Raw genomic sequence first — 17,769 nt, 5'->3', positions numbered from 1 at the left:
GACCGACCGCTATAATACTGATATCAGTCAACAATCCTGACGTACTTACCGGGTTGCAGAATGTCAGTCCTACCGATTGTAAGTCACTAGATGCACGTATGCTCGCCACATATGTCATACCTGCGGAACCGGCAGAAGCGGCTATCGAAGGTTTTGTAATGAATGCTTTTTCAAACTCGAAATATTGGGCTCCTGTGTGATACACAGAACCATATGCCGTGCTGTAGTTGTATGTTGCGCTCTTGGCAATCCAGCATAGTTGCGTACCATCTCTATAACGTACATAACCGGCGCCAGATTCTACGATGCCTCCGGTGCCTAAATTGCTATTTAAGTGAATATGTAACTTATTAACCTAGAGCTGCAAAGGCTCTATTTTTTATCTATGAAAGGAATAATTTTATGAAAAACATTCGATTTTTAGATGCAAATGAAATTGTATATGGTGAGGTAGAAAAACTCTCGCCGCATACAGTAAAGATTACTGGTGAGATTTCGCCGAATATCTCTGGTTTTCGCCTAGAACTTGATTCTGGAGCTGTATATGGAAAATATGATGGTTTTACCACGCTTTTCAAAGAAATTGAAGGCGGGTTTATTTTATCGGATGATGGTTCTATATACGTTGAGCCTGAGCCAATGCCGGAACCCGAACCAGTCCCGGAGCAAACACTTGAGGAAGTGCAGGAGGCAAAGGTTGCTGAAATGAATGACGCACAGCAGAAAATGATTCAAGAAGGAATTAATGTCACCTTAACGAATGGTACAATTGAACATTTTACGCTGACGGACCATGACCAGACAAGTCTCGTCGGACTGCAGGCGCAGGTCCTTGCAGGAGAGGAAAATATACCGTGGCATACCAGCGATGAGACCGAGCATTGCAAATTCTATTCTAATGCAGATATGGAGCTGATAACCGCGGCAGCGATGGCGTATGTGACATGGCATGTTACCTACTTCCGTGATTTAAGGATATACATCCGTTCACTGGCCGATAAAGCTACCATCGAATCAATACGGTATGGTGTAGAAATTCCGGATAAATACAAGTCCGATGTCTTGAAAGCGATGGAGGTAGCATAGTGAAACAATTCGTGAAATATTTGTTTTTGCTAAGTACTGGCGGAACGCTGTACTATTTTGTTGAAATTATTGCGAGAGGGTATAGCCATTGGACGATGTTTCTGGTAGGTGGTATATGTTTTATAGTAATTGGGTTACTTAATGAGGCAACTCCTAAAATGCCTTTGATTAGGCAAATGTTACTTAGTACGCTTTGGGTTACAGTTATTGAGTTCGTGGCTGGTTGTGTTATAAATTTATGGCTTGGTTGGAATATTTGGGACTATTCTGACCGAGCCTTTAACTTTATGGGACAAATATGCCTTAAAAATTCCTGCTACTGGTTCTTGCTATCGGCGGTGGCGGTTTACATAGATGATATGATAAGATATTTGTTATTTGGCGAAGAGCGGCCACATTACGACATTGTTTGAAAGGTAGGTAAAGAAATGTGACAGAGTGGGAAGTTTTTGGGGTAATTGTAGCACTTGCGGGATTTGCGATATCTATATGCACGCCTATCGTAAAGTTAAATACATCGATAACCCGTTTAGTAGACAAACTGAATAATTTAGATGAGGGTATGGACGACCTTACAGCAAGAAACAGTAAGTCTCATGAAAGATTGTGGAAACACAATGAAAGTCAGGATAAAACGCTCGTAGACCACGAGAAACGTATTGGAATTTTAGAAAAAGTAAAGGAGAATTAGTATGGAACAGGTTATGAATTATGTGAAACCGGAACTTATTGTTGTAGCGGTAGTATTATACTTTGTTGGAATGGGGCTTAAACAAGCCCAAGCTGTAACTGACAAATTTATACCTCTTATACTAGGAGGGGCTGGAGTTGCATTGTGCGCGGTATATGTGATTGCGACAACAACATTAAGGAGCGGACCGGATATCGCGATGGCGGTGTTTACGTCTATAGTGCAGGGGATTCTTGTAGCAGGGCTAAGTACATATACAAATCAGATTATTAAGCAGTCGGGAAAAGAGGAGTAGTATTTGAGGGGGGACTATCCTCTTTTTTCATGCAGTGATATTGATGCAAAAGAGGAGTGAGCGCATAAATGAAGACAATAAATACAGGGGAGAAGTCCTGTCAGGGTATGTTCCTGACCTCCCCCATATCCCCAGATGGGCGTGGCGAAATGCTGCGCCCTATTTTATTCCATTGGTAGGATGGTTTCAATCCACAGTCTAATACTGACTATATTTATTATAACAGAAGAGATGTGGGGTGTGGAAAATATTTGAAAAACCTCTTGACTTTTTGGCTGACATTAATTATGATGTATTTAGTGGCAGACAAAAAGTGAGGTGATTGCATGAGTCCACGAACAGGACGGCCGCCAATCGACAATCCAAAGTCAGAAAGAATCACGGTACGTTTAGGAAACGAGGAAAGCAATATTCTAAATGAGTATTGCCAACAAGAAAAAATTGAACGTGCAGAAGCTATAAGACGCGGAATAAAGAAATTGGTACCGGAACTAAAAAAATAGAGTAATCGCCAACCTACCAAGTCAACCGATTACTCTCACCAGAAGTTTCCTTCTGCAAATATTATAATGCAGGATGGAACTTCTTTCAAGAACAATTTGAAAGGAGATTTCATATATGCAAAATTTAACAGTAATTGAGAACGAGCTAGTACCAGTTTATGAGACAAGCACAGGGGAAAAGGTAGTATATGGTACGGAACTACATCAAGTGTTGGGAGTGAAGAGTGTGTATCGCGAATGGTCGGCACGAAGGTTGAAGGACTGTGACGCATTGGAAAAACAAGATTTTGAAGCCGTAGAGATTTCTACACCTTCTGGACAGACCATGAAAAACCACATCATCAAGCTAGACACTGCTAAAGAGATGGCAATGCTTGAGCGTAACGAGAAGGGCAAGCAGGTGCGGCGCTACTTCATCAAAGTGGAAAAGAAGTACAAGGAAATGACACATGATATGTTGGCTGATTTATCAACAGAGCTAAAGGCGGTCATTGTTGTTGATAAGCGAGTTACGAAAGTAGAACAAAGAGTGGAAAAGCTTGAAAATAATATGACCATTACCCACGAACAGATACAAGTCATAAAGAACCGGGTGAATCATAAAATAACTTGTTTGTTAGGTGGACGTGAAAGTAATGCATACAAAGACAGAACATTGAGAGGAAGGGCTTATAGCCGATTCAATAAAGATTATTGTGACTATTTCCGTATTAATGCAAGAGCTAATACTTTAACTGCTAAATTTGATGAAGCGCTCCAGTATATAGACCTATGGGAGCCGGACACAAATTTAAGGATTCAGATTCTGGACAGCAATTCACAAATTAATATGGAGGTGGCATAATATGAGCTTATTGATACCCACATACGAGGAAAAAGTGCAAAACGATAAAGAGCGGATGAGCATTATCAATGATATTATGAATATACAGAGTACAAAACACCTGCATACATTGGCGCTTATGTCAAGCAGGCTTCACTGTGATGAGATTAACAACATACCGCTATCATTGAATGATTTTGTCGATATGCTGGAGCTTCCGGTAGTTGTACGGTTAATGGACATATTTGAAAAAGAACCATCTCAGTATATTGTCAATGCGCAAATGATGGAATTGCTAAAAAAAGCTATCGAATCGTACACTGGAATGGAAGAGGAAAAAGAATCAGCATAATGAAAATGGCATGGTTTAAGAGCGAGTGTCTTTATATAACTATAATTTGAGAGCTTGGAGACAGGCTCTCTTTTTAGTGCAATAATGCACAGAAGGGAGAAAACATATGGCAAGTTATAACGTACACGCAGGACATTGCCCACAGGGGCAGGGAGCGTCAGGAGCCGTTGGCATGCTTAAGGAATCGGTTGAGGACAGGCTGGTAAAAGATGAGGTTATCAGGCTGCTAAGAGCCGCGGGGCACACCGTATATGATTGTACGGTTAATTACGCAACTACAAAGCAAGGGTGTCTGAATGGAATAGTGGCATTATGTAATCAACATGCGGTAAATCTTGATATTAGTATTCATCTGAATAGCGGCCGTAACGATTACAAAGGAGATAAATCAACGGGCGGCACAGAAGTATTTAATTATGATTCCCGTACTAAGGAAATATCAGATAGGATATGCCAGAACATTAGTGCCGCTCTGAGTATCCATAATCGGGGGACAAAATATGATAAAAGCTTACAGGTCCTTAACAGGACAAAAAGTCTTGCAATCCTTATAGAATGTTGCTTCGTTGACGATAAAGACGATGCGGACAGATGGAATTATAAGAAATGCGCGCAGGCAATTGTAGAGGGCATACTTGGGCGAAATGTGTCCGACAGCACCTCCTCAGGAGAGAGTACATCAACAGAACAAACATCCGGTACGTCAGGAACAGCTAAAGACGGTCAGGCAGTATGGCAGGCCTACGCCAGTGGCAAGTGGCAGAGCTATGTCAATGAGAACGGGACAGGCACAGAAGCTTATGCGGGAGTACTCGGGCAGGCCCTGCGTGCGCTTAGAGCTTATGTCAAGGGGACAGCGAAGAATGTCGGATATCTTGAGTACCGAGTACATAAGCTTAACGGCGGCTGGTACAACTGGCAGCGTGACCGTGAGATGGATAAGAACGGTGAGAACTTCGCCGGTGACTGCCGAAATCAGTTCGATGGCCTACAGATGCGCATTGTCGGTGCGCCGGGGAAACATGTCAAGTACCGAGTACATGTAATTGGCAAAGGCTGGCTTGATTGGGTGACCGATTGGGGCAGCGGAAACAATGGATATGCCGGCTGGTATGGGTATGTCATTGATGCCGTACAGATTAAGATTGTATAAAATATCCCCGGGAGCAATCCCGGGGAGTTATATTATAGTGAGTGTTTGATTTCTTTATAATCATCTTTGAAATTGTTATAATCATCTTGATTGTTGACCTTGAAATAGTAGCCAGTCTCATCATCCGTCCTACCGTCAAATCCACCTTGGAATTCCCAGCCTCTATCAATAAGTCCGTTAATAACTTCTTTGATTAAATCATAATCTTTAGTAAATATAACAGCGCTTGGCGTTCCGACATATTTATTTTCATATCTTCCGGTTTTAGGGTTATAGATTTCTTCGTATCTACGTCCTTCATATTGTATTTTCATTATACATACCTCCGATTAATTTATTTTTCTTATCTTGTAATTACACTATACACTATTTTTTATATAATGTCAACACTTTTTTATAAAATAATTTATATGATATAAAAATAAGTATTGACACAATATAAAATAAAGTGTATGATGAAGAAAAAGGAGGTGCAATATGCATACAGATGTAAGAGAATATATAAATCTTTGTAGGGTGAAACGGGGAAACATAACAGAAGCAGAGCTTGCTCGTAGGACAGGGCAGACACCACAGAACATGAACAACAAATATAAGAGAAATACTTTTAAAATATCAGAACTCGAGAAAGTTGCGGAGGCCCTCGATGCCGACCTGAAAATTTCCTTTATTGACAAGGAATCAGGACAGCCAATAATATAAAAAAGTGTGTATTATACAAATAAAATAGTTTAAAAAATATAAAGAATAATATAAAATAGAGTTGACATAATATAAAAAATAGTGTATACTAAAGATAGTTAAGGAAGGCAAGTAACTTAACAAATATCAGAAAGGAGACAGTATGAAAGACATGGGAATGACTGATAAGCAGTTTAACGGTTTCATAAGATTTTTGATTGACGATATCAAAGAAGTACAAGAGGAGAAAGACGAAAAGAAGAAAGAAGAGAGGCTACAGAAAATATTAGATAATCTACAAAGTACATTAGAAGATTAAAGGTAGCAAAGGAGGGCGGGCTTGCCACCGCTCCCCTGCGAGAACAGTATAACATATTTACGAAGAATAGTCCATTAAGGAGAGTTTTTATTTTGCCCATTAGTTTTTTCAGACATAAATTCATTCAATTTCTCGGCGGCTTCTTCCAAGCTCGAAAAACGCCCAACATGATATTGTTTGCCATTAAAAAATGGCATGACTCTCCATTTTTGCGCTCCCTTATCCCAAGATATATATTTTACCCCAGATTTACGACCTTCACCAGCATGTCTTTTTTTACTTAAGTTCCGCTTTCCTTCTTTTATTTTTTCTGGATTTGCCCGTTTCCATTCGAGGGACTGTGCATTATCTACAAGTTTTAAGTGCTCTTTAGCGCACTTTGGACAGTATCGTTGATTGCCGCTATTTTTAATTACAATTGCACCACATAATTCGCATGTTATTGGACTACCAAGCGGTATATAGTTATTGCTTTTTTTCGCCTCCCGCATTTTCCTCTGTGAGTCCTTTTTCCGTTCTACCCGGCAAGCAGGACAATACCATGCACGAGGGCCGCCGATAAAGCTACACTCGCATGACTTGCACACTCTTGGTATCATATTTTTACTCATAGCAAATCCCTCACATCACACTCTAGTGCATCAGCCAGCGCAATAGCATTTTTGAGAGTCATGTTACCAGTATCACTCGATAATGATTCGTATTTCTGTATCTGCCGGATGTTTATTCCGGCCTTTTCTGCAAGTTCATTCTGAGTCATTCCGCAGGCGGTCCGCTGGAAGAGCAGGCCGCAAATTTTATTGTTGTGGCAGTCGAGACCCCTGTTTACAAGAGAGCAAATGCCGCACATGCCGTCTGTCCTGATGCAATCTGGATATCTTTTCATATTCTTTCACCCTACCATTCTACTATTTCATCTTTGTATTCTTCTACCCATGAGCCTTTGAGCAACCATCCTATATCAGAAAAGTCCACGTCTCTCTGCCAGCCGTTTTCTTCTTCAAATTTGGAAAAGTTTTCTTCAGCTATTTCGGTAATGTCTTCTGCCACTTCCCAATCAAAAATGTCTACGCCCTCATCTTCCAGCTTTTTAAGAGCTGCCATTCTGTGTGAACCGGTCATTAATTCGTCATTCCAAATAAGGATAGGGCATCCAACAAAGCCGTTTTTTCTCATACTCTCTGCAATTGCATTTACCTTTTCTTCGTCTACATTATTGATAAGAGCTTTATTTGCTATATTTTTATACTTCATGATTTTTATCCCCTTTCCTTATCTTTAATTACATTATACGCCAATATTGGCGCAAAGTCAATACATTTTATAGAAATATTTTAAGATAAATAGCAATTTAGCACATATTGGCAAGAGCGCGGTGTATTGTCATACAGGCAATTATAATGTCAATAGTGATGCGAGTAATCCGGGCGGCACAGGCTGGAATACAAAAATATTCGATAGCCTTGGGCTAGAGTATGTCCCTGATTGGACAACATACAAGCACGGCTTCCGAGTCCCCTTCGCCGGAGTATACAGGATTGATGTCCTTATTGACTTTACAGAAGCCGGGTGGAGTGGACAACACGCATTATACGGTTATCTTGACCGTAACAATATTAATCAGAGCCGTCAGATAGCCACCGCATCAAATTACGTTAGCTGTATGTACTCATTCGTTAATGAGGCATCTGCAGGTGACTTATTCACTTTCACACTTTTGCAAAATTCTGGCAAGGCCGTGGTGTTAAGTGCCGGTAACAGCCGTTTTATGGCTACTTACCTCGGACCAAAATAAACTATAGCTTAGTGTACTTAATTGCCACTATGCACGCGTACCCAGTCCAGTTTGTTTTGGTTGTGATTGTTAATGTAGTAAAGCTATTTTGTAACCGTCCAGTTATTGCATTTGATAGGCTGCCGGGGTCAATATACGGAAACGGATAATGTGCGCCGCTGTTAAATACCATACTGTTTGCGGTATCAATCCATACATAATTGACACTAGTCAGGCCGGTAGACACATTCTTATCTGAGTTATTGGGAAGCGCGCCTACGTCTATTAGCTTTGAATACACCGGCGCACCGGCAAAATATTCCCCGGTCAAAGTCTCCCCAGCCACGGCAGATAACTTGGTAATGTCGGCCTTGCCAGCTAAATTGCTATTTAATAGTGGTTGATGTATTTTAATATGGAATATAACATAGAATTATAGTAATCTCCCCAAATGTCCCCCAACGAGAAAAAAAGACAATAAAAAAATAGCAGAAACGCCCGTATTTACGGTATTTCTACTATTTTCTATACCTGCGGAAGATGGGACTTGAACCCACACGCCCTTGCGAGCACTAGAACCTGAATCTAGCTCGTCTGCCATTCCGACACTTCCGCAATCCGCCAACTCAACTCGCTGACAAAAATCATTATACCATAAAATTGATACTTGTCAAACATTTTTTTTTATGATATAGTAGCTATTAGTTTGAAACTCAAAGTATTTTAAAATCAAATAATATTACTGTAAAACAACTATATGGAGAAATGTAAAAATGATAGGAAAAATATATGGGACAGGAGCTTACACGCCGTCGAATTATTACCATAATAATGACTTGGCTAAGATGGTGGATACGAACGATGAATGGATACGTGAGCGTACCGGAATTGTAAGACGCCACATTATTAAAGAAGATACGACGGTCAGTATGGCCTCGAAGGCAGCAAAGCGCGCGCTGCAGGACGCACAGATTACAGCCGATGAGGTGGATTTGATTCTTGTGTCCACAATCTCATCTAACGTGATTCTCCCCTGTGCGGCCTGTGAGGTTCAGCGGGAGCTGGGGGCTGTCAACGCCACCTGCTTTGATTTGAGCGCGGCCTGCAGCGGCTTTGTGTTTGCGTACAATACGGCACAGGCATATATTGCCTCCGGCATGTACAACACGATTCTTATCATAGGAAGTGAGAGCCTTTCGAATCTGGTGGATTGGGAGGATAGAGGCACTTGCATCTTGTTCGGGGACGGCGCGGGAGCTGCGGTTCTGAAGGGAGTAGAAGGAGAGCTTACGCCCTGCGTTACATATTCTGACGGTGTCAAGGGAGGTGTGCTCACTTGCGAAAGCCGGCATCAGAAAAACTGGGAAGAAAAGATGAAAGATAAAAGTACCTATGTATACATGGACGGCAAAGGCGTTTTTAAATTTGCGGTGAAAAAGGTACCGGAAATGATTCACGAGCTTTTGGATAAGGCGGGGCTCGAGGTGGAAGATATCGACTGGTTCATTTTGCATCAGGCCAATAAACGAATTATTGAATCTGTGGCAAAGCGTTTGAAAGTAGATATAGCGAAGTTCCCCATGAATATTGAAGAGTACGGGAACACATCTTCTGCAAGTATACCGATACTGCTGGATGAGATGAACCGGAAAGGGATGCTAAAGGAAGGACAAAGGGCAGTACTTGCCGGATTCGGTGCGGGGCTTTCCTGGGGAGCATCTCTGATCAACTGGTAAAGAGAGAGGAATCTCTTTATATAAAATAAAATTGAGAAAAAAAGGAGCAGAATATTATGTTAGAAAAAGTGAAAAACATCGTAGCAGAAGGATTAGGAGTAGACGTGGCAGACTTGGCAGCGGAGACAACCTTTGAATCACTGGGGGCAGACTCTTTGGATTTGATGGATATGGTAATGTCTTTTGAAGATGAATTTGGTGTGGAGATTGACACAGAAGCTATCGGCGGATTAAAGACCATTGGCGATGTAGTAGTTTATATCGAAGGACTGCAGAAATAATTTAGTACAGATAACGTAAGTAAAGTAGACAAGAAAGAGGTTGTAATATGAAAACAGAAGTAACCGAATTACTGGGAATTGAATATCCAATCATTCAAGGCGGAATGGCTTGGGTTGCTGAGTATCATCTTGCGGCCGGCGTATCGAATGCCGGTGGGCTTGGACTCATTGGAGCTGCCAGCGCTCCGGCAGACTGGGTACGTGAACAAATTAGAGAAGCAAAAAAATTGACGGATAACCCCTTTGGGGTAAATATTATGCTGATGAGTCCCTATGCGGATGAAGTGGCAAAGGTAGTGGCGGAGGAAGGCGTGAAGGTCGTGACGACAGGGGCCGGGAATCCGGAAAAATATATGAGTATGTGGAAAGAAGCGGGAGTCAAGGTGATTCCGGTGGTGGCTTCTGTGGCGCTTGCGAGACGTATGGAGCGCTGTGGCGCTGATGCGTTGGTAGCGGAGGGCTGTGAGGCAGGCGGCCATATCGGAGAGAATACTACAATGGTATTAGTCCCGCAGATCGTGGATGCGGTCAATATCCCGGTGATCGCGGCCGGAGGGATTGCCGACGGCAGAGGAATGGCGGCGGCATTTATGCTGGGCGCTAAAGGCATGCAGCTGGGAACGCATTTTGTGGTAACGAAAGAATCTATTGTACATGAAAATTATAAGAAAGCAATCATAAAAGCAAGGGACATTGATTCCAGAGTCACAGGAAGAAGTACTGGCCATCCGGTGCGTGCGCTGAGAAATCAGATGACGAAGGAGTATTTAAAGCTGGAGCAGGAGGGGGCTTCTTTCGAGGAGCTGGAACACCTGACTTTGGGAGGCTTGAGAAAATCTGTGGTAGAAGGCGATGTGGCAAATGGCAGTGTGATGGCGGGGCAGAGTGCGGCTATGGTAAAAGAAGAATGCACTTGTAAGGAGCTGATCGACAGATTAGTAAGAGAGACTGACGCACTGATTAAAGGAGCAGGATTCTATGAGTAAGATTGCATTTATCTACCCCGGACAAGGCGCGCAAAAATGCGGGATGGGGCAGGATTTTTATGAAAATAGTAAAGTGGCGGCGGAGCTTTTCGACAGGGCAAGCGAGCTGCTGGATATAGATATGAAAGCATTGTGCTTTGAGGAAAATGACAGACTGGATTTGACAGAATATACGCAGGCTGCGCTTGTGACGACCTGTCTGGCAATGACAAGAGTTGTGACAGAAAAGGGACTAAAGCCGGATGTAACTGCGGGATTGAGTCTGGGAGAATATTGTGCAGTCAGTGCGGCTGGAGGGATGTCAGAGGAAGACGCCATTAAACTTGTACGGAAGAGAGGGATTCTTATGCAGAATACGGTTCCGGCGGGCGAGGGCGCTATGGCAGCCATACTTGGGATGACGGGCGAAGCCATCGTGGAAGTCCTAAAGGGGCGGGAAGGCGTGACCGTGGCCAACTTTAACTGTCCGGGGCAGATAGTGATTACCGGAGAGACGAAGGCCGTGGAGGAAGCGGCTGAGGCGCTTAAGGAAGCGGGGGCGAAGCGTGCGGTCATGCTGAACGTCAGCGGCCCCTTCCACTCACCGATGATGAAGCCGGCGGGAGCAGAGCTTGCGGAAGTTCTTGAGAAGACCGAGTTGCGGGCGCTCCGGATTCCCTATGTGACCAATGTGACTGCCACATACGTGTCAGATATTGGGGAGACGAAGGCGCTCTTGGCCCGGCAAGTGTCAGAGTCAGTACGCTGGCAGGAAAGTGTAGAGCGCATGATCGCAGAGGGTGTGGACACCTTTGTGGAAATCGGACCGGGAAGAACGCTGGCCGGATTCTTGAAGAAAATCAACCGCGAGGTGCAGGTATATAATATCGGAACTTGGGAAGATGTGGACAAAGTAGTAGAGGAGCTGCCGGTATAAGAGAAAACGGCAGTTGAAAAAGGAGTACAAGATGTTAGAAGGAAAGATTGCGGTAGTAACGGGAGCGTCGAGGGGCATCGGAAAAGCCATTGCCAAAAAACTGGCGGCTCAGGGAGCTTCCGTTGTAATCAATTATAATGGCTCGGCCGATAAAGCCGAGGAAGTGAAGGCAGAAATCGAGAGCGCAGGCGGTAAAGCAATGGTTATGCAGTGCAATGTGGCGGACTTTGCGGCCTGCGAGCAATTCATAAAAGAGATTGTGGATACATTCGGCAGAATCGATATACTGGTGAACAATGCGGGAATCACGAGAGACGGGCTTATGATGCGGATGTCCGAGGAGGATTTCGCAGATGTCATCGATACCAATTTAAAGGGAACGTTCCACTGTATCCGGTTCGCGTCCCGTCAGATGATGAAGCAGAGAAGCGGGAGAATTATCAATATGTCTTCTGTAGTCGGAGTGGCGGGCAACGCAGGTCAGGTGAACTACTCCGCCTCCAAAGCGGGGGTGATCGGCATGACAAAGTCAGCGGCAAAAGAGCTGGCGTCCAGAGGAATCACGGTCAATGCGATTGCGCCGGGATTCATAGAGACGGATATGACCAATGCACTTTCAGACAAAGTAAAAGAAGCTACGCTGGCACAGATTCCGCTTGCCCGTCTGGGGCAGGGAGAAGACATCGCGGCTGCGGCTGCATTTCTCGCCTCCGATGAAGCGGCCTACATCACCGGACAGGTGCTCCATGTAGACGGCGGAATGTGCATGTAACCTGCCGGAAGAAGATAGCAGGCAGATTGTGGCTTAGAAGATGAAAAAGGTAAAATCAAGGAGATTAGATATATGAAACGAAGAGTAGTGATAACGGGACTTGGCGCCGTTACTCCAATCGGTAACACGGTAGAAGAATTTTGGGCAAATGCAAAGGCCGGAACGGTAGGAATTGGCGAGATTACCAAGTTCGATACCACGGATTATAAGGTGAAAATAGCGGCGGAAGTCAAAGACTTCGTACCGAAAGAGCATATGGACTTCAAGGCTGCAAAGCGCATGGAAACATTTTCTCAGTATGCGGTGGCGGCGGCAAAGGAAGCCTGTGCGGATGCGGGTTTTGAGATTGAAAAGGAAGATGCGTACCGGTGCGGCGTTATCATTGGCTCTGGGATTGGAAGTCTGCAGCAGGTGGAAAGACAGTACACGGTGATTCAGGAAAAAGGGCCGGGCCGGGTCAATCCCATGATGGTGCCTATGATGATTTCCAATATGGCGGCAGGGAATGTGTCCATTCAGCTTGGGCTGAAGGGAAAGTGCACGAATGTAGTGACCGCATGTGCAAGTGGAACGAATTGTATCGGCGACGCCCTGCGCGCGATTCAGTATGGCGACGCAGAAGTAATGTTCGCAGGAGGTACAGAGAGTTGTATCTGCCCCACAGGGGTGGCCGGATTTACTGCTCTGACCGCACTGACGACTTCCGAGAATCCAATGCGCGCGTCCATTCCATTCGACAAGGAGCGCAACGGCTTCGTACTTGGCGAGGGCGCAGGCGTGGTCGTACTGGAGGAACTGGAGCACGCGAAAGCAAGAGGCGCGAAAATCTATGCGGAGCTTGTAGGCTATGGCTCTACAGGGGACGCCTTCCATATCACGTCCCCGGCCGAGGACGGAAGCGGCGCGGCTAAGGCCATGGAATTTGCCATGGAAGAGGCGGGTGTCAGACCAGAGGATGTGCAGTATATCAACGCCCACGGAACGAGCACGCACCATAATGATTTGTTCGAGACGTATGCGATTAAGCGGGCATTTGGCGAGGCGGCAGAGAAGCTTGTGATCAACTCAACAAAGTCTATGATTGGACATCTGCTTGGCGCCGCCGGGGCGGTGGAGTGTGTTGCCACCGTAAAAGCCATTGAGGACGGATTCGTCCATCAGACGATGGGAACGGTTGAGACGGATGAGGAATGTAATCTGAATTATGCGGTAGGAGCGCCAGTGGAGATGGATATTCGATATGCCATGAGCAATTCACTGGGATTCGGCGGGCATAACGCCACACTCCTTATAAAGAAGTGGGAGGAATAATGATGGAATTTGAACAGTTGGTAACATTGATTCAGACAGTATCGGATTCGACGCTGACCGGATTCAAATATGAAGAGAACGGCATTAAGCTAAGTATGAGCCGGGAGAAGGATAAAGTGGCCTTTGCGGCTGCAGGGGCCGCTATTCCGGCGGAGGCTTTACAGGCAGTGCAGGCTGCGCCGCAAATGACAGCCGCTTTGCAGACAGCAGAAGATGATGAGGAGTCAACCTCCATGGAGGATAAACCGGGCAGACTGATTAAGTCACCCCTTGTAGGAACCTTCTACGTTGCACCTTCTGAAGAGGCAGAGCCTTTTGTGGAGGCGGGAGCCAGTGTAAAGAAGGGGCAGACCATCGCTATCGTGGAGGCTATGAAGCTGATGAATGATATTGAGAGCGAGTTCGACGGTACAGTTGCAGAGGTGCTGGTCGCGAACGGGGAAGCAGTGGAGTACGGACAGCCGTTGTTCCGTATCGTGTAAGGCCGTATAGAGCAGGAGGAGCAGAGAATGAATTATTTAGGTATTAACGAAATAAAGGAAATTATCCCTCACAGGCATCCATTTTTGCTGGTCGACTATATTGAAGATTATAAGGAAGGCGAATATGCGGTCGGATATAAGTGTGTCACTTACCGGGAAGACTTCTTTGCAGGACATTTCCCTCAGGAACCCGTTATGCCGGGCGTGCTGATTGTGGAGGCGCTGGCTCAGGTTGGCGCGGTGGCTGTACTCGTGAAAGAGGAGAACAAAGGAAAACTTGGTTACTTTGGCGGAATTAAGAACTGTAAGTTCAGAAGGAAAGTATGTCCCGGCGATAAGCTGAAACTGGAGGCGAAGATTATCCGCCAGAAGGGGCCTCTTGTTATCGGCGAAGCGACGGCTTCCGTGGACGGTGAAGTGGCGGTGAAAGCCGAGTTGTCATTGATGATAGGATAGGTGGGAAGTTCATGATAAAGAAAGTATTGATTGCAAACCGGGGAGAGATAGCCGTGCGGATTATCAGAGCCTGCCGGGAAATGGGCATTGAGACGGTGGCGGTATATTCAGAAGCGGACCGGGAAGCGCTTCATACGCAGCTTGCGGATGAGGCAGTCTGCATCGGGCCTGCACCTTCCACGGAGAGCTACTTAAATATGGAGCAGATAATCAGCGCCACCATCGTTTCCGGGGCGGACGCGATTCACCCGGGCTTTGGATTCCTCTCCGAGAACAGTAAATTCGCAGAATTATGCGCACAGTGCAATATCATTTTCATCGGGCCGGACGCGGAGGTCATCCGCAGGCTGGGGCATAAATCACAGGCGAGAAACACCATGATTGAGGCGGGAGTCCCGGTCATTCCGGGCAGTAAAGAGCCAATCTACGATGCCCGGACAGGGGCGGAGATTGCGGCACAGACCGGATATCCAGTGATTGTGAAAGCGGCCCTTGGCGGCGGCGGAAAAGGGATGCGGGTAGCCCGCACGCCGGAAGAGTTTGAAGCCGCTTTCCAGACGGCACAGAAGGAGACAAAGGCAGCCTTCGGGGATGATACGATGTACATCGAGCATTTTGTAGAACACCCGAAGCACATAGAGTTTCAGATTCTTGCGGATAAATATGGCAATGTCATCCATCTGGGCGAGCGTGACTGCTCCATACAGCGGAATCACCAGAAGATGATCGAGGAGTCTCCCTGCACCGTCATCAGCGAAGAGCTGCGTCAGGCTATGGGGGATGCCGCAGTCAAGGCAGCCAAGGCGGCGCATTATGAAAACGCCGGAACCATCGAGTTCTTACTGGAAAAAAGCGGAAATTTTTACTTTATGGAAATGAATACAAGAATTCAGGTGGAGCATCCGGTGACGGAATGGGTAACTGGAATTGACTTGATCAAAGAGCAGATTCGCATTGCGGACGGAAGGGAGCTTTCCTACAAACAGGAGGATGTACAGCTCACAGGCCACGCCATTGAGTGCAGAATCAATGCGGAGAATCCGGCTAAAGGCTTTCGTCCATGTCCGGGTACGATTACAGATATGTATCTGCCGGGGGGCAAGGGAGTCCGTATTGATTCGGCCATTTACAGCGGTTATACCGTGCCGCCTTACTATGACAACATGCTGGCAAAACTGATTGTATTTGCCAAGAATCGTACCGAGGCAATCATGAAGATGAGAAGCGCGCTGGGCGAGGTGATTATCGAGGGAATCGATACCAATGTAGATTATCAGTATGAGATTCTCAATCATCCGGACTATCAGGCGGGAAATTTTGATATTGAGTTTATTGCAGACAAGGAGCAGGAGCTGCTTGTAGGAGGAGATAACGTTGAAATTATCTAACATGTTCAAGAAGACCAATCGGAAAAATTATATTTCCTTGACCGAGGCACATGCCCCGGGAGCATATAGAGTCGAACTTGCGCGGACAGAAGCCGCGTCAAGACAGGAGGCGGCGCCAGAAGTACCGGAAGGGCTGATGAAGAAATGCAATGCCTGTAAGTCTGCGATTTTGACAGAAGATGTGAAAAAGGGATATTATATCTGCCCGAAGTGCCACAATTACTTTCGGGTGCATGCCATGCGCCGGATTGAGATGGTCGCGGATGAAGGTACATTTACCCAGTGGGATACAGGGCTTACATCGGGAAATCCATTGAATTACAAGGGTTATGAAGAAAAGATAGCAGCCCTTCAGGAGAAGACCAGTCTGGATGAGGCCGTCGTTACCGGCAAGGCAAAAATTGATGGCAACGATGTGGTGCTGGCTGTCTGTGACGGCAGATTTATGATGGCGAGCATGGGTAAGGTAGTAGGTGAAAAGATTACACGGGCGGTAGAACGTGCCACACAGGAGAAACTTCCTGTCATTATATTTGCATGTTCCGGCGGCGCAAGGATGCAGGAGGGGATTCATTCTCTGATGCAGATGGCCAAGACATCCGCGGCGCTGAAAAGACATCACGATGCAGGACAGCTGTATATCAGCGTGTTGACCGACCCCACAACCGGAGGGGTGACCGCGAGCTTTGCCATGTTAGGAGATATTATTCTGGCAGAGCCTAATGCACTGATTGGCTTCGCGGGCCCCCGTGTAATCGAGCAGACCATCGGACAGAAGCTTCCAAAGGGCTTCCAGCGCGCAGAGTTTTTGCTGGAACACGGATTTGTAGATAAGATTGTGGAGCGGGAGAATCTGAAGGATACCTTGGCGCAGATTGTGAAGCTTCATGCACAGGAAACACTACCGCTGGAGGACAAAAATACTACCGTTTGCGGACTGAAGAAAAACGGCAGGGAAACTGCTGCCCCTTGGGAGCGGGTACAAATTTCCCGCATGAAGGACCGTCCGGTGGGAGCGGATTATATGGAAGCTTTATTTACAGAATTCGTGGAATTCCACGGTGACCGCTATTTCAAGGATGACAAGGCAATTGTCGGCGGCGTGGCAAGATTCCATGGGATTCCGGTGACGGTCATTGCACAGGCGAAGGGGCGCACCACGAAGGAGAATATTGAGCGTAACTTTGGAATGCCTTCACCAGAAGGTTATAGGAAGGCATTGCGGCTGATGAAACAGGCGGAGAAATTCGGCCGTCCAATCATCTGCTTTGTAGATACACCGGGAGCGTTCTGTGGATTAGAGGCAGAAGAGCGAGGGCAGGGAGAGGCCATCGCACGCAATCTTTTTGAGATGTCGGGCCTTGGCGTACCGATACTCTCTGTAGTGATTGGGGAAGGCGGAAGCGGCGGCGCTCTGGCCATGGCAGTCTCGGATGAAGTATGGCTGCTCGAGAATTCCATCTACTCTATCTTGTCACCGGAAGGTTTTGCGAGCATTCTTTGGAAGGACAGTAAGAGAGCAGAAGAGGCGGCAGGCGTTATGAGACTGACTGCGGGAGATTTGAAAAAGGCAGGAATCGTGGAGCGGGTGCTGCCGGAGCCGGCGCATCTGACCAAGGAAAATCTGGTGGAGGTGACAGGCCCTATGGACTCCTGTATCTGTGAATTTTTGAAAAAACATGGAGCACTCACACCGGAGGAACTGACGGAAAAGCGATATGAGCGTTTCCGCCAGATGTAAGAAAGGATATAGGTAGAGATCAT

At 45.9% G+C, this 17,769-nt stretch carries 24 protein-coding genes and 1 tRNA gene; 19 read left to right on the top strand and 6 right to left on the bottom strand.

Annotated features, from left to right (window positions below; all coding sequences use genetic code 11):
- The first annotated feature begins 402 nt into the window (after window positions 1-402).
- The 7 genes from BN6465_RS15985 (at window position 403) to BN6465_RS15955 (ending at window position 4,903) form a co-directional block, all read left to right on the top strand.
- Window positions 403-1,086: a DUF4376 domain-containing protein gene (locus BN6465_RS15985; protein ID WP_066737055.1), complete on the top strand. Its 684-nt coding sequence runs from the start codon at window positions 403-405 to the stop codon at window positions 1,084-1,086.
- Complete coding sequence (locus BN6465_RS15980; RefSeq protein WP_066737053.1) at window positions 1,086-1,499, top strand: putative ABC transporter permease; 414 nt, start codon at window positions 1,086-1,088, stop codon at window positions 1,497-1,499. The genes BN6465_RS15985 and BN6465_RS15980 overlap by 1 nt, the downstream gene beginning before the upstream one ends.
- Before the next feature lie 17 nt (window positions 1,500-1,516).
- On the top strand, window positions 1,517-1,777 hold the full coding sequence (locus BN6465_RS15975) for a hypothetical protein (protein ID WP_066737050.1): 261 nt from the start codon (window positions 1,517-1,519) through the stop codon (window positions 1,775-1,777).
- Window position 1,778: 1 nt separating this feature from the next.
- The gene (locus BN6465_RS15970; RefSeq protein ID WP_066737048.1) at window positions 1,779-2,072 is read left to right on the top strand and encodes a phage holin family protein; all 294 of its coding nucleotides are present in this window, start codon (window positions 1,779-1,781) and stop codon (window positions 2,070-2,072) included.
- A gap of 618 nt (window positions 2,073-2,690) precedes the next feature.
- The gene (locus BN6465_RS15965; RefSeq protein WP_066737046.1) at window positions 2,691-3,419 is read left to right on the top strand and encodes an ORF6C domain-containing protein; all 729 of its coding nucleotides are present in this window, start codon (window positions 2,691-2,693) and stop codon (window positions 3,417-3,419) included.
- Window position 3,420: 1 nt separating this feature from the next.
- Entirely contained in the window at window positions 3,421-3,750 is a 330-nt protein-coding gene (locus BN6465_RS15960; protein WP_066737044.1) for a hypothetical protein, read from the top strand.
- Between the two features lie 106 nt (window positions 3,751-3,856).
- Window positions 3,857-4,903, top strand: coding sequence for an N-acetylmuramoyl-L-alanine amidase (locus BN6465_RS15955; RefSeq protein WP_066737042.1), 1,047 nt, complete (start codon window positions 3,857-3,859; stop codon window positions 4,901-4,903).
- Between the two features lie 32 nt (window positions 4,904-4,935).
- Here the strand turns inward: BN6465_RS15955 and BN6465_RS15950 are convergent, their stop codons facing one another.
- The gene (locus tag BN6465_RS15950) at window positions 4,936-5,217 is read right to left on the bottom strand and encodes a hypothetical protein (RefSeq protein WP_066737040.1); all 282 of its coding nucleotides are present in this window, start codon (window positions 5,215-5,217) and stop codon (window positions 4,936-4,938) included.
- A gap of 163 nt (window positions 5,218-5,380) precedes the next feature.
- Here BN6465_RS15950 and BN6465_RS15945 point away from each other — a divergent pair, with 163 nt between their 5' ends.
- Both BN6465_RS15945 and BN6465_RS21050 read left to right on the top strand, forming a co-directional pair.
- Window positions 5,381-5,605, top strand: a complete 225-nt coding sequence (locus BN6465_RS15945; protein WP_066737039.1) for a helix-turn-helix domain-containing protein — start codon at window positions 5,381-5,383, stop codon at window positions 5,603-5,605.
- A gap of 142 nt (window positions 5,606-5,747) precedes the next feature.
- The gene (locus BN6465_RS21050) at window positions 5,748-5,903 is read left to right on the top strand and encodes a hypothetical protein (protein WP_199882850.1); all 156 of its coding nucleotides are present in this window, start codon (window positions 5,748-5,750) and stop codon (window positions 5,901-5,903) included.
- 74 nt (window positions 5,904-5,977) lie between these two features.
- Here BN6465_RS21050 and BN6465_RS15940 read toward each other — a convergent pair whose 3' ends face one another.
- From BN6465_RS15940 to BN6465_RS15915, 5 genes are all read right to left on the bottom strand, one after another.
- On the bottom strand, window positions 5,978-6,514 hold the full coding sequence (locus BN6465_RS15940) for a hypothetical protein (RefSeq protein WP_066737037.1): 537 nt from the start codon (window positions 6,512-6,514) through the stop codon (window positions 5,978-5,980).
- Window positions 6,511-6,789, bottom strand: coding sequence for a helix-turn-helix domain-containing protein (locus BN6465_RS15935; RefSeq protein WP_066737036.1), 279 nt, complete (start codon window positions 6,787-6,789; stop codon window positions 6,511-6,513). The genes BN6465_RS15940 and BN6465_RS15935 overlap by 4 nt, the downstream gene beginning before the upstream one ends.
- Before the next feature lie 11 nt (window positions 6,790-6,800).
- Window positions 6,801-7,157 (bottom strand): ParB N-terminal domain-containing protein, encoded by a 357-nt coding sequence (locus BN6465_RS15930; protein ID WP_066737034.1) that lies wholly within the window; start codon window positions 7,155-7,157, stop codon window positions 6,801-6,803.
- 542 nt (window positions 7,158-7,699) lie between these two features.
- Window positions 7,700-8,008 (bottom strand): hypothetical protein, encoded by a 309-nt coding sequence (locus BN6465_RS15920; protein WP_066737030.1) that lies wholly within the window; start codon window positions 8,006-8,008, stop codon window positions 7,700-7,702.
- 201 nt (window positions 8,009-8,209) lie between these two features.
- Window positions 8,210-8,292, bottom strand: a tRNA-Leu gene (locus BN6465_RS15915).
- Window positions 8,293-8,450: 158 nt separating this feature from the next.
- Here BN6465_RS15915 and BN6465_RS15910 point away from each other — a divergent pair.
- The 10 genes from BN6465_RS15910 (at window position 8,451) to BN6465_RS15865 (ending at window position 17,746) form a co-directional block, all read left to right on the top strand.
- The gene (locus BN6465_RS15910; RefSeq protein WP_066737027.1) at window positions 8,451-9,413 is read left to right on the top strand and encodes a beta-ketoacyl-ACP synthase III; all 963 of its coding nucleotides are present in this window, start codon (window positions 8,451-8,453) and stop codon (window positions 9,411-9,413) included.
- A gap of 56 nt (window positions 9,414-9,469) precedes the next feature.
- Window positions 9,470-9,694, top strand: a complete 225-nt coding sequence (locus BN6465_RS15905; RefSeq protein WP_066737024.1) for an acyl carrier protein — start codon at window positions 9,470-9,472, stop codon at window positions 9,692-9,694.
- 47 nt (window positions 9,695-9,741) lie between these two features.
- On the top strand, window positions 9,742-10,680 hold the full coding sequence (gene fabK / locus BN6465_RS15900) for an enoyl-[acyl-carrier-protein] reductase FabK (protein ID WP_066737022.1): 939 nt from the start codon (window positions 9,742-9,744) through the stop codon (window positions 10,678-10,680).
- On the top strand, window positions 10,673-11,596 hold the full coding sequence (gene fabD, locus BN6465_RS15895; RefSeq protein ID WP_066737021.1) for an ACP S-malonyltransferase: 924 nt from the start codon (window positions 10,673-10,675) through the stop codon (window positions 11,594-11,596). The genes fabK and fabD overlap by 8 nt, the downstream gene beginning before the upstream one ends.
- A gap of 31 nt (window positions 11,597-11,627) precedes the next feature.
- Window positions 11,628-12,368 (top strand): 3-oxoacyl-[acyl-carrier-protein] reductase, encoded by a 741-nt coding sequence (gene fabG / locus BN6465_RS15890; protein WP_066737020.1) that lies wholly within the window; start codon window positions 11,628-11,630, stop codon window positions 12,366-12,368.
- Between the two features lie 72 nt (window positions 12,369-12,440).
- Window positions 12,441-13,679, top strand: a complete 1,239-nt coding sequence (fabF, locus tag BN6465_RS15885) for a beta-ketoacyl-ACP synthase II (RefSeq protein WP_066737019.1) — start codon at window positions 12,441-12,443, stop codon at window positions 13,677-13,679.
- 2 nt (window positions 13,680-13,681) lie between these two features.
- A complete protein-coding gene (gene accB, locus BN6465_RS15880) occupies window positions 13,682-14,161 on the top strand; it encodes an acetyl-CoA carboxylase biotin carboxyl carrier protein (RefSeq protein WP_066737018.1) in 480 nt (159 codons plus the stop codon).
- 27 nt (window positions 14,162-14,188) lie between these two features.
- A complete protein-coding gene (gene fabZ / locus BN6465_RS15875) occupies window positions 14,189-14,617 on the top strand; it encodes a 3-hydroxyacyl-ACP dehydratase FabZ (protein WP_066737017.1) in 429 nt (142 codons plus the stop codon).
- Between the two features lie 11 nt (window positions 14,618-14,628).
- On the top strand, window positions 14,629-16,005 hold the full coding sequence (locus BN6465_RS15870) for an acetyl-CoA carboxylase biotin carboxylase subunit (RefSeq protein WP_066737016.1): 1,377 nt from the start codon (window positions 14,629-14,631) through the stop codon (window positions 16,003-16,005).
- Entirely contained in the window at window positions 15,992-17,746 is a 1,755-nt protein-coding gene (locus BN6465_RS15865) for an acetyl-CoA carboxylase carboxyltransferase subunit alpha (protein WP_074017803.1), read from the top strand. The genes BN6465_RS15870 and BN6465_RS15865 overlap by 14 nt, the downstream gene beginning before the upstream one ends.
- The last annotated feature ends 23 nt before the right edge of the window (window positions 17,747-17,769 follow it).

The sequence above is a fragment of the Bariatricus massiliensis genome, from assembly GCF_900086725.1.
GTDB lineage: Bacteria > Bacillota > Clostridia > Lachnospirales > Lachnospiraceae > Allocoprococcus > Allocoprococcus massiliensis.
Note: the sequence above shows the minus strand (reverse complement) of the source record. Positions and strands in the feature narration are given on the sequence as shown.

Bases quoted from the DNA above. Each gene is read 5' to 3' on its own strand.
- BN6465_RS15985 (WP_066737055.1), top strand. From the start codon at position 403: ATGAAAAACATTCGATTTTTAGATGCAAATGAAATTGTATATGGTGAG.
- BN6465_RS15970 (WP_066737048.1), top strand. From the start codon at position 1,779: ATGGAACAGGTTATGAATTATGTGAAACCGGAACTTATTGTTGTAGCG.
- BN6465_RS15965 (WP_066737046.1), top strand. From the start codon at position 2,691: ATGCAAAATTTAACAGTAATTGAGAACGAGCTAGTACCAGTTTATGAG.
- BN6465_RS15960 (WP_066737044.1), top strand. From the start codon at position 3,421: ATGAGCTTATTGATACCCACATACGAGGAAAAAGTGCAAAACGATAAA.
- BN6465_RS15955 (WP_066737042.1), top strand. From the start codon at position 3,857: ATGGCAAGTTATAACGTACACGCAGGACATTGCCCACAGGGGCAGGGA.
- BN6465_RS15950 (WP_066737040.1), bottom strand. From the start codon at position 5,217: ATGAAAATACAATATGAAGGACGTAGATACGAAGAAATCTATAACCCT.
- BN6465_RS15945 (WP_066737039.1), top strand. From the start codon at position 5,381: ATGCATACAGATGTAAGAGAATATATAAATCTTTGTAGGGTGAAACGG.
- BN6465_RS21050 (WP_199882850.1), top strand. From the start codon at position 5,748: ATGAAAGACATGGGAATGACTGATAAGCAGTTTAACGGTTTCATAAGA.
- BN6465_RS15940 (WP_066737037.1), bottom strand. From the start codon at position 6,514: ATGAGTAAAAATATGATACCAAGAGTGTGCAAGTCATGCGAGTGTAGC.
- BN6465_RS15935 (WP_066737036.1), bottom strand. From the start codon at position 6,789: ATGAAAAGATATCCAGATTGCATCAGGACAGACGGCATGTGCGGCATT.
- BN6465_RS15930 (WP_066737034.1), bottom strand. From the start codon at position 7,157: ATGAAGTATAAAAATATAGCAAATAAAGCTCTTATCAATAATGTAGAC.
- BN6465_RS15910 (WP_066737027.1), top strand. From the start codon at position 8,451: ATGATAGGAAAAATATATGGGACAGGAGCTTACACGCCGTCGAATTAT.
- BN6465_RS15905 (WP_066737024.1), top strand. From the start codon at position 9,470: ATGTTAGAAAAAGTGAAAAACATCGTAGCAGAAGGATTAGGAGTAGAC.
- fabK (WP_066737022.1), top strand. From the start codon at position 9,742: ATGAAAACAGAAGTAACCGAATTACTGGGAATTGAATATCCAATCATT.
- fabD (WP_066737021.1), top strand. From the start codon at position 10,673: ATGAGTAAGATTGCATTTATCTACCCCGGACAAGGCGCGCAAAAATGC.
- fabG (WP_066737020.1), top strand. From the start codon at position 11,628: ATGTTAGAAGGAAAGATTGCGGTAGTAACGGGAGCGTCGAGGGGCATC.
- fabF (WP_066737019.1), top strand. From the start codon at position 12,441: ATGAAACGAAGAGTAGTGATAACGGGACTTGGCGCCGTTACTCCAATC.
- accB (WP_066737018.1), top strand. From the start codon at position 13,682: ATGGAATTTGAACAGTTGGTAACATTGATTCAGACAGTATCGGATTCG.
- fabZ (WP_066737017.1), top strand. From the start codon at position 14,189: ATGAATTATTTAGGTATTAACGAAATAAAGGAAATTATCCCTCACAGG.
- BN6465_RS15870 (WP_066737016.1), top strand. From the start codon at position 14,629: ATGATAAAGAAAGTATTGATTGCAAACCGGGGAGAGATAGCCGTGCGG.